Annotated in this window: 15 protein-coding genes; 4 read left to right on the top strand and 11 right to left on the bottom strand. The window is 59.5% G+C overall.

The annotated features are described in order from the left end of the window. Nucleotides 1-7: 7 nt before the first annotated feature. The gene (locus ACX2DJ_RS07995) at nucleotides 8-1,282 is read right to left on the bottom strand and encodes a phospholipid carrier-dependent glycosyltransferase (protein WP_462571947.1); all 1,275 of its coding nucleotides are present in this window, start codon (nucleotides 1,280-1,282) and stop codon (nucleotides 8-10) included. 92 nt (nucleotides 1,283-1,374) lie between these two features. Here ACX2DJ_RS07995 and ACX2DJ_RS08000 point away from each other — a divergent pair, with 92 nt between their 5' ends. Further along, nucleotides 1,375-2,592, top strand: a complete 1,218-nt coding sequence (locus tag ACX2DJ_RS08000) for a trans-sulfuration enzyme family protein (RefSeq protein WP_462571948.1) — start codon at nucleotides 1,375-1,377, stop codon at nucleotides 2,590-2,592. A gap of 32 nt (nucleotides 2,593-2,624) precedes the next feature. On the opposite strand, the gene ACX2DJ_RS08005 is transcribed toward ACX2DJ_RS08000, so the two are convergent. Genes ACX2DJ_RS08005 through ACX2DJ_RS08015 form a run of 3 tightly spaced genes read right to left on the bottom strand, consistent with a single transcriptional unit; the run spans nucleotide 2,625 to nucleotide 4,798 of the window. Continuing rightward, complete coding sequence (locus tag ACX2DJ_RS08005) at nucleotides 2,625-3,032, bottom strand: TadE/TadG family type IV pilus assembly protein (protein WP_462571949.1); 408 nt, start codon at nucleotides 3,030-3,032, stop codon at nucleotides 2,625-2,627. Then, nucleotides 3,029-3,514, bottom strand: a complete 486-nt coding sequence (locus tag ACX2DJ_RS08010) for a TadE/TadG family type IV pilus assembly protein (protein WP_462571950.1) — start codon at nucleotides 3,512-3,514, stop codon at nucleotides 3,029-3,031. Before ACX2DJ_RS08010 ends, ACX2DJ_RS08005 begins: the two co-directional genes overlap by 4 nt. A 3-nt stretch (nucleotides 3,515-3,517) precedes the next feature. Next, nucleotides 3,518-4,798, bottom strand: coding sequence for a pilus assembly protein TadG-related protein (locus ACX2DJ_RS08015; RefSeq protein WP_462571951.1), 1,281 nt, complete (start codon nucleotides 4,796-4,798; stop codon nucleotides 3,518-3,520). A 173-nt stretch (nucleotides 4,799-4,971) separates the two neighbouring features. On the opposite strand from ACX2DJ_RS08015, the gene ACX2DJ_RS08020 reads away from it, so the two are divergent. The 3 genes from ACX2DJ_RS08020 (at nucleotide 4,972) to ACX2DJ_RS08030 (ending at nucleotide 6,917) form a co-directional block, all read left to right on the top strand. Next, a complete protein-coding gene (locus ACX2DJ_RS08020; RefSeq protein ID WP_462571952.1) occupies nucleotides 4,972-5,577 on the top strand; it encodes a 2-hydroxychromene-2-carboxylate isomerase in 606 nt (201 codons plus the stop codon). Nucleotides 5,578-5,672: 95 nt separating this feature from the next. Beyond that, a complete protein-coding gene (gene apaG, locus ACX2DJ_RS08025) occupies nucleotides 5,673-6,071 on the top strand; it encodes a Co2+/Mg2+ efflux facilitator ApaG/CorD (protein WP_462571953.1) in 399 nt (132 codons plus the stop codon). Nucleotides 6,072-6,125: 54 nt separating this feature from the next. Then, a complete protein-coding gene (locus ACX2DJ_RS08030; RefSeq protein WP_462571954.1) occupies nucleotides 6,126-6,917 on the top strand; it encodes a LysR family transcriptional regulator in 792 nt (263 codons plus the stop codon). On the opposite strand, the gene ACX2DJ_RS08035 is transcribed toward ACX2DJ_RS08030, so the two are convergent. The 7 genes from ACX2DJ_RS08035 to ACX2DJ_RS08065 all read right to left on the bottom strand — a co-directional run bounded on the left by ACX2DJ_RS08035 (nucleotide 6,883) and on the right by ACX2DJ_RS08065 (nucleotide 13,070). Further along, nucleotides 6,883-7,734 (bottom strand): sterol desaturase family protein, encoded by an 852-nt coding sequence (locus tag ACX2DJ_RS08035; RefSeq protein WP_462571955.1) that lies wholly within the window; start codon nucleotides 7,732-7,734, stop codon nucleotides 6,883-6,885. The two genes, ACX2DJ_RS08030 and ACX2DJ_RS08035, sit on opposite strands and share 35 nt — an antisense overlap. 111 nt (nucleotides 7,735-7,845) lie before the next feature. Next, the gene (locus ACX2DJ_RS08040) at nucleotides 7,846-8,877 is read right to left on the bottom strand and encodes an AraC family transcriptional regulator (RefSeq protein ID WP_462571956.1); all 1,032 of its coding nucleotides are present in this window, start codon (nucleotides 8,875-8,877) and stop codon (nucleotides 7,846-7,848) included. Nucleotides 8,878-8,931: 54 nt separating this feature from the next. Then, the gene (locus tag ACX2DJ_RS08045) at nucleotides 8,932-9,732 is read right to left on the bottom strand and encodes a hypothetical protein (RefSeq protein WP_462571957.1); all 801 of its coding nucleotides are present in this window, start codon (nucleotides 9,730-9,732) and stop codon (nucleotides 8,932-8,934) included. A 31-nt stretch (nucleotides 9,733-9,763) separates the two neighbouring features. Next, nucleotides 9,764-10,222, bottom strand: a complete 459-nt coding sequence (locus tag ACX2DJ_RS08050; protein WP_462571958.1) for an A24 family peptidase — start codon at nucleotides 10,220-10,222, stop codon at nucleotides 9,764-9,766. Nucleotides 10,223-10,237: 15 nt separating this feature from the next. Then, entirely contained in the window at nucleotides 10,238-11,092 is an 855-nt protein-coding gene (locus tag ACX2DJ_RS08055; RefSeq protein WP_462571959.1) for a tetratricopeptide repeat protein, read from the bottom strand. 12 nt (nucleotides 11,093-11,104) lie between these two features. Next, nucleotides 11,105-12,067 carry a type II secretion system F family protein gene (locus tag ACX2DJ_RS08060; protein WP_462571960.1) on the bottom strand — a complete coding sequence of 321 codons (963 nt, stop codon included), beginning with the start codon at nucleotides 12,065-12,067 and terminating at the stop codon, nucleotides 11,105-11,107. Between the two features lies 1 nt (nucleotide 12,068). After that, the gene (locus tag ACX2DJ_RS08065) at nucleotides 12,069-13,070 is read right to left on the bottom strand and encodes a type II secretion system F family protein (protein WP_462571961.1); all 1,002 of its coding nucleotides are present in this window, start codon (nucleotides 13,068-13,070) and stop codon (nucleotides 12,069-12,071) included. Between the last annotated feature and the right edge of the window lies 1 nt (nucleotide 13,071).

A 13,071-nucleotide genomic window follows, 5' to 3' on the forward strand; every position in this document is an offset into this window, starting at 1 on the left:
GTGCGGGCTACCGCCAACCCTCGATCCAGGCATAATCGAGGAAACTCTGCGGACCTTCGAGCGCGGCAGCAGTCAGGATCGGATAGAACCACGCGAAAATCGCACAACTTGCGCCCAGCACCAACCATGCCAGGCGCGGGTGCCCGGCATTCCGCATCGCATCGAGCGCCAGCGCCAGCGCGCCCATGAGGAAGAAATGCGGCACGAAATAGTGGTAGAAGAACTGCACCGATTTGGCTGCGAACAACCACAACCCAAGGCTGGCAAGGTAGCCCGCAACCACTCCCATCCTGGCCCAGTTCCTTTGTGAAATGCAGCTGACAAGGCACCAGAAAAGTGCGGGAATCCCGAGTAACATGGTAAGCGGGTTGCCGACCAGCAGAACACCGCGCTGAACCCCCTCCTGCGCATCGTAATAATACCAGATCGCGCGGGCATTCAGCACCCAGTCGGGCCATGTCGACTGGTAGTTATGCGGCTTCAGTGCCTGCGTCTGCAGCGCCAGCATTTCCTGGTGCAAGGCGATGATCCCGCCGCTGGTAAGCGGATTCGGCTGGAGCAACAGAGCGGGCCAGAAGCTCAGCCCATAGACCGCCAATGGAACCACACCGAGCCACAAAGCCGCTTCGATCAGCGAGATGCCCGGCACCGGGATGCCGCGCTGGCTGGCAAACAGCCGCTGCCGCCCGGCCGACAGCCGCGCAAGGAGGAAGGCGATGCCCGGCAGCATGGCCAGCGGGACCGCGTTCCACTTGGCAGCCATGGCTGCGCCCAGGAATACACCGGTGGCGGCCAATCGCCAGTGGCCCTGTTCGGGCTTGCGGATTGCGGCGCTGAACTGCCAGGCGGCGAGCGCAAGGAAGCAGGCCATGAAGATGTCGAGCATGGCGATGCGCGACTGCACTGTCAGCATGAAGCCGCTCGCCAGCAGCACGCCGAATGCCAGCGTGGCAAAGCGCGACAGGCTGGCGTGCCACATCGCGCGCATGGCGGCGATCAGTGCCAGCGTGCCCGCCAGAAGTGGGAAAATCCGCCAGCCCAGCGGCGCGTCGCCGAACAGCGCAATCCCGGCGGCGATGATCGTCTTGCCCAGCAGCGGATGCTCGCGGTTGATATACTCGCCGCCTGACAGCAGTTCGCGTGCGGCCGGCAGGTAATGCACCTCATCGAAATAGGGAGCGGCGAGCGTGGTCAGCCGTATGGCGCTGAGCGAGGCAAACAGTACGGCGATGGCAATTGTCGGGCCAAGCGGGTCACGCGGGTGGACGGGGGCCTGACTCATCGCAGCAAGGCATAACCGGCGGCACCTGCACTCGCAAGAGGTGCCGAAGCCGCTTGCCGCACTTGCCGCAGCGGCTTAAAGCCGCCCGCAATATGAAGAAAACCACCGGAATGGACCGCTCTGTCACGCGCCACTGGCGCCCCGCCACCCAAGCGGTGCGCGGCGGCACCTGGCGCAGCGAGCATGGCGAGACGAGCGAGGCGCTGTTCCTTACGTCAGGCTATACTTACGACGACGCGCAGACGGTGGCTGACCGTTTTGCCGGCGAGGCGCAGGGTATGACCTATTCGCGCCTGCAGAACCCCACTGTGGCAATGCTGGAAGAGCGGATCGCGCTGCTCGAAGGGGCCGAGGCCTGCCGCGCGCAGGCGAGCGGCATGGCGGCAATGACTGCGGCGCTGCTGTGCCAGCTTTCGGCCGGCGATCACGTGGTTGCCGCGCGCGCCGCCTTCGGTTCGTGCCGCTGGCTGGTCGATCATTTGCTGCCGCGCTTCGGGATCGAGACAACGGTGATCGACAGCGCCGAGGACGCAGAATGGGAAGCTGCCATCTGGCCCAACACCAAGGTGTTCTTCTTCGAGACCCCGGCCAATCCGACGCTCGACATCGTCGATCTGAAATTCGTGTGCGATGTGGCCAGGGCCCATGGCATCACCACGGTGGTCGACAATGCCTTTGCCACCAGCGCGCTGCAGCGACCGATCGAGTTCGGAGCCGATGTGGTGGCCTATAGCGCAACCAAGCTGATGGACGGGCAGGGCAGGGTGCTGGCGGGCGCCGTGTGCGGCAGCGAGAAATGGATCAACGAAGTGCTGTTGCCATTCCAGCGCAACACCGGGCCCAATCTATCGCCCTTCAATGCCTGGGTGGTGCTGAAGGGCCTGGAAACGCTCGACCTGCGCGCGCACCGGCAAAGCCAGAGCGCGCTTCGGCTGGGCCAGTTCCTCGAACCGCGCCTGCTTGAAGGCGGGGGGCGCATGCTGCATCCGGGCCTCCCAAGCCATCCGCGGCACGAACTGGCCATGCGCCAGATGGATGCGGCCGGCCCGATTTTCGCCTTCGATGTACAAAGCCGCGAACGTGCATTCGCCATTCTGGACGCGCTACAACTGATTGATATATCGAATAATATCGGGGATTCGCGCAGTCTGATGTGTCATCCGGCCTCGACCACGCATGCCAATATGGGCGAAGAGGCACGCGAAGAAATGGGCGTGACCCAGGGCTTGCTGCGGATCAACGTGGGGCTTGAAGACCCTGAGGACCTGATCGAGGATCTTGACCAGGCGCTAAACACTGCGGGGTTCTGACAGGGACCGGTGCCGCCTGACCGGGCGCAGGCTCAGGCGCCGGCGGGAAGATAGGAAATGCTGGTCTCGGTAATCGTGATCGGGGGCACAGGTATCAGCGGGATCATCGGTTCAAGGCTGTACTGGATCCTGGCGGCTCCCCATCCGATTCCGTCACTGCTGGTTCCGCGCACAAACACAAGTGCCTTGATCTTGCTCTGGTCAACAGCGGGCAACTCATCCCTGATTTCGGCAAGCACCTCGCCTTGCGTGGCCGAGGGGTAAACCTTGGCGTAGCGAACCCCTTCGCCCAAAGCATGGCGCAGTGTGCCTGAAACCTGGAAATACTGGCCGAGCTGCAAGGTGCCGAGCATGATCGTTAGCAAAACGGGCAGGGCGAAAGCGAAATCGACCGTGGTTGATGCGCTTATGTCGCGCCGGAGTGTGTGCCATAACATCATTGGATCCTCACCATGCTGTCGCCCGTCACGGTTATGCTTCTGGGAAAGCCCGTAAAACCGAATACACTGCTCAATGCGGCCCAATCGAACCGGGTCTGCTTTGCCTTGGAGATCAGCACGCTGACATAGCGTGCAGTTTGTTCCCCGGCGACGCAGTTTCCTGTGAAGTCGGTTTGCCTGGTGCCATCGCATTCCAGGAATATCTCGATCGTAACATCGCTGTCAGTGATACCGGCGGCGGATTTGGCCACGGTCTTGAGGTAGGTTCCATCCGCCGTGTTGGGACGCTTGGCCTGCGCAAAGTCGGTGGTGCGCTGCGCCGCCCGTTCATAATCGATCTTGGCTGCAACCAGGCCAAAGGCGTCGATCATGCCCAGCGACAGGAACAGCACGAAGGGCAATGACAGCGCCAGTTCCATGGCACCGAACCCCCTGTTGTCGCCCCTTAGCTGGCGAGCGTGACGATTGAGATGATCGATCATGGCTTATTCCACCACCCTGATGACTCTGGCGGTGCCAAGATTGGCATCGATATCGTCATTGCAGTTGTTTGTGATGTTATTGGTGCCGCCGAATTCAAGTCGCTTACCGATCAGCAACAGGCACTGGGCCGCCTGGCTCGATGAGCCAGCGTATGAAATCTTTCCATTCGGCATGTAAACGATTCCATCCAGTGTGATGTTTGAACCGCCCTCAATGATGTTGGTCGGTTCGGCACCCAATGGGTCTTGGTAGAATAGCACGCCACTCCATTTGGAATCATTGAAGGGTGAGGTGGATGCTTCATCTGACGTTGGTGCTTGCAGATTTAGATCTGCCCCACCGGCGATATCAAGCGCGGCAACATTACTACTGGTATCCCCTGTGAGTATGATTGTCACACCGTCGCCCACGACATTTGCCTGGGAGGTTACGTTGAAGAAACCCCTGTCGATGATGTAAATGCCCGGTGACATTGTGACTGTGCCCTTCAAGGTGACACCATTACAATATCGGCCCGGGATCATAGTTACGGTTTGGGGCGGATCCACAACGAAGTTGTTAAAAGTGCAGCCACTAGGTGAAGTCGGCGGCGCCAAGCCTTTGTTGGCCATTGGGTCTTCAACTGGCAGACCAAAAGGAACGACTGCGGTGCTCGCCGGAATATTGCTGCTGCTTAGCTTTATGCCGCCAACGCTCATAATGAGATCGGTCTCAAGGTAGCTTGAACCGCGCAAGTCAATCGAAATGCCTTCGGGAGAATTCGAGGCAACGGGACAGTCTATGTCGGCTAATGCGCTGCCGAAAACGTCAATGCCGAGCCCGTCGGTTGCCGTGGCGATCACGCAGGGCTCACCGACGGCCACCGCCGTGGCAACTGCGCGGGTACGGATGACCGGAGTCGATGACAGGAAGATGCTGGAGAATGGGAGCTTGCGGTTGACGCTGATCAACACTTCGACCGCGCCGTTATCGCCTGCATAGGCACCGACCGCCGGTGGGTTGGCGATGCGTTCTTCATTGACTGTGTCTACAAAGTTGCGATCGATCGAATTGCTTACAGATGCGTTGATCGAAGCGCCTCTGTAAAGGCTCATCGCGCCCGCCAACGCGCCCGAATCCGCCGCCTGTTGCAGCTGCCGCTTGGCCAGAAACCATTGGATGGTATCCACGCCCAGCCCGGCGGCACCTACAGTAGAAGCGGCCCCGATCGCGGTAACGATCAGCACATTGCCGCGTATGTTGCGGCGAAGCCTAGAAAACAGCTTGCTCAGCATTTTTCGCATGCATCACCTTTCCAGTGAGCCACCAAACTTGGGCGATATGCGCGTTCTGACGCTAAGAATTACGAAGCAAGCGTGCTTCACGCGAAATTAACCATAATGCGCGCAGCCCGGCGGGCTTGCTGCGTTCACCCGTAACATGCGAAACAGTGGCGCTGAATCGGGGAGATGATTGAATGACAAAACGTGTCGAGCTGGTTTTCGATTTCGTCAGTCCAAACGCCTATCTGGTCTGGTGGCCGCTGCGCGATCTGGTGCGGCGAACAGGGGCTGAACTTGACGTGGTACCGGTTTTCCTGGGCGGGATGCACAGGATTACGGGCAACGCGCCACCGATGATCCGGGATGCAGAAGTGAAAGGAAAGAACGAATATGCGATGCTGGAAATGCAGCGCTTCGTTGCCCGGCACAATCTCGACAAGTACCGGATGAACTCGAAATTCCCGTTTAATTCGATTCTGCTCCAGCGCATGCTTTATGCCGCCGACCAGGACGGGCGCGGGGTCCAGTTTGCCGAGGCCATGTTGCCCCCGATCTGGGAGCAGGACCTGGATGTGACCGATGCCGAAGCACTGGCTGCGGCAGTCAGCGCTGCAGGCTTTGATGCGCGCGACCTGGCCAGCCGTGCGCAGAGTGACGAGGTGAAGCAAGGGCTCATCGAAAACACTCAAAAGACCGTTGAGCGCGGAGCGTTCGGCATTCCAACCATCTTCGTGGATGGCGAGTTGTTCTTCGGTAAGGAGCGGCTCGATCAGATCGAGGATGAACTGGGGAAGCGCTGATTTTGCGTTTTTGCCATCACGCTTGGGGATAGTCGGCGATTATGCTGCACCAGCCCACTTGCTGTGCGCGCTGCAATTGCTAACTTCTCCATGTCATGAAAGAGCTGTTCCAACATGCTGCCACAACCGATGGGGTTACCGTGCGTGTCGCGGTCAACTTCCTGCCCGAGCAGTCGCAACCTGACGCGGGCAAGTGGTTCTGGGTCTATCACATACGGCTTGAGAACGGCAGCCACGAGACAATCCAGCTTCGCACACGCCATTGGCGCATCACCGATGGGCGCGGCATGGTGAGCCATGTGGATGGCGAGGGGGTGGTGGGCGAGCAGCCGGTGCTAAGGCCTGGCGCAAGCCATGACTATGTTTCGGGCTGCCCGCTGGCAACTCCCCATGGTTCGATGGAGGGATTCTACACTTTCCACCGTGAGGACGGCACACCGCTGGAAGTGCGCATTCCATTCTTCCCGCTGGCGGCACCTGCAACTGCCGACTGACAGCATACCGCCGCGCTTGCGGGATAGAGCCTTGGGCTCTAAATCGCCCAAACTATGAAACGTACCCATCTGCCCCTCAACGCCTTGCGCGTATATGATGCTGCGGCCCGGCACCTGTCGTTCACGCGCGCGGCTGACGAGCTGGCAGTGACGCCCGCTGCCGTAGGGCAGCAGATTCGCGCACTCGAGGATCATTTGGGCGTGGTGCTGTTTCGGCGCACGAGCAAGGGTTTGGAGCTGACCGGCGAAGGCTGTGCCGGGCTTGACGCATTGCGTGAAGGCTTCCTCAAATTCGAGGAGAGCGTGCAGGCCATGCAGGCAGGCCAGGCGTCTGACCGCTATACCATTGCCGTGCCGCGCGAGTTTTATGCGCAGTGGCTTGGTTCACGACTGGCCAGATTCAAGGCCGCCAATCCGGGAATTCAGTTCCACATCGTAGCTGACGAGAATGCCGATTTCACCGAAGCCAATCTCGATGTGGCGGTGCGGCTGGTTGACGGGCCGGGCGATCTTGAAGGCGTGCTGCTAGCCCCGGCGAAGCGGGTTGTGGTGGCCGCTCCTGATGCGCAAGACAGCTGGATTGACTGGCCCGGTGCTAATTTGCCCGAGGATATCAAGCCCTGCGTGACCACCGGGAACCCCGGCCAAGCGCTGAGTTCAGCCATATCGGGGCTGGGCAAGGCTGCGCTGCCGCTGCCGCTGGTTGAAGAGGCGGTGGCCACAGGAAGGCTTGTCATACTTGAAGGGCCTGAAGAGGGCCGCCGTGGTTATTGGCTGGTCGCGCCGCTGCCGCAATGGCGCCAGAAGAAGGTCAAGGCACTGGTTGCACATCTGGCCGGGGATTGATCGCCTCCACCGCTGCGCCCCTGCCGAACAGTGGCTTCGCCGCGGCGCGAAAACGGGCCTTGTATTGCGGATGTTCGGTGCCCATCCACCGGTCCCACCAGGTGAAATACAGCCCGAAATTGTGGTTGCCCTGGCTATGGTGCAGATCGTGGTGCGTGGTCGTGGTCAGCCAGTCGAGCCACTTGCTGTCCACCCAGCCGGCTGGATGCAGTTCGATGCCGGCATGGCCCATCACATTACGCAGGATCATCCACGCCAGAAAGATAAAGATTGCAAAGTCGATATAGGCGACGCCTGCCAACGACACGCCCAGCAGGAAGATCGGCATGAACGCTGCCTCGGCAACGCCCTCCCAGGCCGAAAAGCTGTAGGCTGCCCAGGCTGTTGGCGTGCGCGATTTGTGATGGTGCAGATGCGTGGCGCGGAACAGCCGCCGGTGGTGCAGCGCGCGGTGCATCCAGTAGAAATAGGTATCATGCGCCAGCGTAATCGCCACTAATTGCGCCGCGAACAGGCCCGCCGGATAATCGCCCTTGTGGATATGGATCACTCCGCCTTCGACCATCAGCACGGTCGTAAGCCCGGTAAGCGCGAAGAAGAACACCGTGCGCAAGGATGAACCGATTTCGCGGACATAATCCGCCCGCCTTGCGCGCCGGTCCTGAATGCGCCGCGCATCGGACCACCCCTTTGCCAGCCACAGGATCAGCGTCAGCAGCCCCGCCGCGATGAAGTAGCGGCCCAGATCGAACGTGAATGTGCCGACGAAGTGCTCCTGAATGCGGGCGATCCAGAATTGAGCGGTACTGTTGTCCATTTGCGAATCTCGTAACGGTTGATGTTGGAGGGCACTGATTGGCAGCTTGCGCACCACTTGGCCCCGCAGTGCCGAAAAAAGCCGAACAATTCCGGAATCGACCCGCTTTTTTCAGTTCCGGATGAACATCTCGCGCCGGTAATCGGTTGGCGTTGTTGCAGTTTCCGAACGGAAGGCGCGATTGAAGGTGGGCAGCGAATTATACCCCAGGTCCATCGCGATCGTCAGCACTGGCACGTCAACGCGGTCGCGGTCGGCCAGAATCGCGCGCGCTTCGGCAATCCGGTGGTGGTTGAGAAACGCCGAGAAGTTGCGATAGCCAAGCCTGCGGTTGATCAGCGCGCGCAGGCGGTGTTCGGGCACGCCCAGATGATCGGCCAGGTCGGTGATCGCCAGGCCTGGTGTGCGGTAATAGCCTGCGGCCATCGCCGCCTCGAGCTTTTCCTTGAGCACGGTTTCGGAAGCCGAAAGGTCCACTGCCGTGCGCTTGGCAACGGCGAGGTTAGATGCTTCGGCCAGCAGTTCCTCGTCGGTCCGCAGCAGCGCCAGCCCGGCAAACAGCGTGACCGTGAAGATCAACACCGCGTTGAGCAATTGTACCGCAGGATGCGCTGGCGCTGGTCCGGCAATCGTTTCGAACACCAGCACCCCGCCGGTTTGAGCGGCGACCAGCACCGGCAGCCATAGGCGGATGAGCCTGCGCTTCTCGACCAGGTCGTCGGCCCGCTGGCCCAGTGCCACGCGCAGCAGATCGGCCACCAGAACCAACGAAACGAAATGGATGCTGTAGAAGCCCGCCGGGTCGAAACGGGGAACAAAGTGAGCGATGAACCAGCTTGCGATCAACACGGCTGTGGTAGCCTGGATGACCCATTTCGGCGGCTCATCCTCGAACAATCGCCGTCCGAACAGCCATGTCCAGAACGGCGCGAATACTGAAGCGAGGTCAACGAAGGGCCGGATTGAAGGGGGCGGATGGATCACGGTCGAAGAATTGATAAGGTAGGCGGCCGCAGAGATGAGCAGCCCCCCAAGCGCGATCTTGATTGGCCTGCGCACCTGGCCTGCGAGTAGCAGTGTAAGCAGCAGCAGGCTTGCCCCCACCGCGATCAACCGCACCGACGTGTCCAGATTTTCAATCATTGCATGATGATTATAGAGACTTGCGCGCGCCAAGCCAGCGCACGTTTCGGCCGATCATGAGGCAGTGGAAAGCGAGACACGGTCCTTTATCGGGTCATATTCCACCACGATCCCCGCGCCGCGCAGTTCGTTGAACGGAATGAAGCCAGTACGGGTGGCAAGCGCGTTGGCGATGCGGCTGGGCAGCGTCTCGACGCGAGGGCCGAGCGCGTCGGCGACCGAAGCGGTAGCGATCATGATTTGCGCGCCTTGTTCGATCCGGATTGTGGCGTTGCCCCGGCTTTGCCCATCTACCAGCAGCGGTTTGCTGACTGTCAGGCTGCCATCTTGTGCGTTGAATCGCGGTTTGCTGCTCGCAACTGTAACGTCCTGAGGTTCCCTTGGCGTCAGGCTTGCCAGATCATAATCAATCGCCAGCATTTCGCCAGGTTTGAGATCGGGCAAAGGCTGTCGCGCCGGGGAGGCAGTAGAGCGGCGATGTGCGGAAGGTTCAATCAGCGCCGCAAATGCAGCGGCAAATCTGTTGCCGGTTGAACCGCCCGGTTGTGTATCGCCCCTCTCGAGCAAGCCTACATCCGCCGCGACCAGTCGCTCGTTTTGCTCGACCAGCGTCACCAATTCCTCGACAGGGATTGGCCTGACTTCAGGAAGTGTGATGCGCAGCGGATAATCGGGATTGGTGGCCATTCCCGGCTGGCTTGCGACCAGCGGGCGGGTTCCCGAAGGAGGCGGGGGCCATGCAAGTGTTGCCAGCCAAGCTACAACTATCAGCGCCAGCAAGCCAAGTCGGGACATGTGGTCAAGGCCATTGCCCACCCACTTTTGCCATGCTGGTGCCGTTTCGTAGTAACTCATGGGCCAATTATGCCTCGCAATGGTTACCGAGTCACGCAGCTAGGAAGCTGCTCCAGGCAACCCAAAGGCCACCGCCAGTAATCGCCACGCCATAGGGAAATTTGGCGTGCAAGCTTTCTTTGTCTATCGGGCTGGAGCGTAAGATTCGCCGCATCCCAAACCAGATGATGATTGCCACAATTGCCGTGAGCGAAACCCATAACAGCAGAGTCAGGCCTTCGCCGAGCGGGAAATAGGCAGCGAGGCCAGCGTAGAATTTCGCGTCACCGCCCCCAATAATTCCCGCCGCAAACAGCGCCATGCCCACCACCAGTGCGATTGCCGCATGCGCGCCGTGCCAGCCTAGCGCCGTAAAACCACCCTGGCTGTAGCCATACGCAAGGCCCAGCAGCAGCAGAGCCAGCGAAAGCCAGTTTGGCAAGCGGCGATCTCGGATATCACTTGCCGCGCCCAGCACCAGCAGCAGCGACAGCGCCGCTGGCCACATCATTTCGGCGTTCAAATCCTAGTTTCCGCGCCGCAGCGCCACACGCACCGGATAATTCGCTTCGAGCAGCGTGCTTGACTGTGCAGTACCGCCCCGAGTTACGCTGATCCGCGCTGGGCCGGAATTGCTGCCAGGACTTGCGCGTCCGACCATGCTGATCTGTGGAGCCTTTGGCGAAGGACCGCTGCGGCTTCCGACCACAGGCATGGTATCAGGAACCTGTTCAGTTGTCTCGATGCGCGACGCCCGCACGATGATTTCAGGCGTGCGCAGCTTGACGTCAGCCGCCTTCTGCGGAACCGAGGTGATGCGCACCTCATTGCCAACGACACGCGTTCTGGCCTTTCCGGATTGAGGCAGCGAAACCGCGCCACGGTGTTCGATTTCACCAGAAGAAGCCAACAGACCCTCTGCTTCTGCGGCCTTCTGCGCTTCCGCCAGCGCTTCGGCAGCTTCGCGCTCGCGCATGGCAAGCGCTCGCGCTGAAGTGCCAAGCGGCGAGTTGTAGAAATGTGCCAGATTGGCGGCGTATTTGGGATTGGACGAATCAAGCTCAAGCGCGGTCTTGAAATAGCGCTCCGCCAGATCAGCCCGGCCCAACTTGGCATAGGCGACACCGAGGCCATTGAATGCATCGGGCGCAGTGCGTTCATTGAGCGCTGCCATACGGAACTGCTGGATCGCAAATGCGATATGGCCCTGTTTCATGGCGAGGCGGCCATGTTCCAGTTCCTGACTCCCGAAAGCCTCGGCACGCTGATCGACTTGGGCCGACTGCTTGGGGCCGAAACCGAGCGCCCCTATGAAGCTTTGACAGCCGCCCAGCGCAAGCGCGGCGCCGATGCAGCTCAATGTGCGGATCATCTGTTTCATTTTCTTCTCCCGCTAGAATGCCGGCAAGACTTCGCGAATTGTTCTCACGATTGCCGGTAAAATAAGAACGCCGATCATCGTCGGCAGCATGAACACCACCAGTGGAATCGAAAGCAGGACCGGTAGGCGGTGCGCCTTCTCTTCAGCGCGCATTCGGCGCGCTTCGCGCATTTCCGAAGCATAAACGCGCAAGGTCGTGGCAAGGCTTGTACCCAATTTGTCCGATTGGATCAGCAAGGTTGCGAATGAGCGGATCTCATCGACATTTGAATTTTCACCCAGCTTGCGAAGCGCGTCCTCGCGACTGGCGCCCGCTCGCATCAGCAGGGTGGTTTCTGTCAGCAATGCAGAAACCATCGGATGAGTTTCAGCCATCTCCCGACCGACGCGGTCGAGCGTTGCTTCAAGGCCGAGCCCGGCCTCCACGCATACTAGCATCAGGTCAAGGCAATCGGGAAAGCCGTTTATGACTTCGGTTCGTCTGCTAGCGGCCTTTGCTCGGATATACAGATTAGGGCCATACAACCCCAGTACCGCCAGGATCGCGCAGCTTATGTAAATCTGGAACACTGAAGGCGGCTCAGCCTGCGACACGGCATAGAGAAGATAAAGGCCGGGCTGGACGAACACGAGCAGCAGGCGGATCAGCGTATAGATACGAGGCGCGGCAGGAGAGGTAAAGCCGGCGGCCTTCAACTGTCTAGAAATCTCGCTTTCCGCTGTGTCACCCAGGTTGAGCCCCGCCTCTTCGATGCGTTTGACGATCCGCGCCCAAGCGCCCTCTGTACGCTGGCGCGTCAAAGTCTCGCTGCTTTGATTGCCTATTGCACCGCTAAACGTGGCGAGTTCGCGTGACACACGCAGGCGCCGTGAAATGAAATTGGAAACAAAATAGGCCGTGACTGCGACCGCTGCAAAAATGAGCAACAGAGACAAAGAGCGCAGTACCCAGTTTGAAGTGACAAATTCAAACATGTCAAACTTTCAAATCGATCAGACGGCGAATTATATAAACGCCCAATACATACATTATAGCCAAACCAATAAATCCATAAATAAAGATCGGGTCTTCAGCGGTTTCAAAGTAATATTGCGGTGTCAGCAAAAAAATGGAGACAAACGTGAAAACTGGAAGCACACTGAGCATCCAGGCCGTCATACGGCCTTCGGAGCTGAGCGCGCGTACCTTCATGAACATCTGATGCCGATCGCGGATCACCTTCGAGATGTTATCGAGGATCTCGGCAAGGTTGCCACCAGTCTCGCTTTGCACCGAAATCGAGACCGCAAACATCTTCATGTCGTCAAGGTCCCAGCGCTCGGCCATGTGCGAGATTGCGCCGATCAGGTCGACACCATAGGCGATTTCATCGCTGATCAGCCCGAATTCCGTACCGATTGGGTCTTCCATTTCCTTGGTCAACAAATCAATTGCCGAAGCGATCGGATGGCCCGAGCGCAAGGCGCGCACGAAGACGTCGAGTGCGATCGGGAACTGGTGCTCAATGCGCTTGCGGCGCGAACTTGCCATGCGGCTTACCGTCAGCAGCGGGGTCGCCACTGCCAGGGCAAGGCTGAAAATCAGACTGAGGACAAACGTACCGATCGCTATCGGATATCCAAAGATTGCCAGGCCAAACACGGTCAGCATGAAAACCGCGACAAGGCCGATGACCATGAATACTAGCAACTGCCCCAGGGTAATGGTGATGCCGGACTGGAACACCATGCGTTGCATGCTCATCAGGATGCCCTCGAGTGCCTCGGGCAATTGCGGCAGGCCCTTAGGCCGGGTTTTGACCAGCTGACCGACGATCTCTTCGCGATCGCGGCCGGCCGCGATCAACTTGAGTCGTTTGTTCACTGCGCCGCGATGGCTGCGTGACTGCTCAACCGAAGAGCCAATGAACTGTGTCGCTACGAATACCGCGGCAAAGATTGCCAGTAGGATGAATATGCGGATTATCTCTGCGGTCATG

This window comes from Altererythrobacter chaiwopuensis, assembly GCF_054957755.1.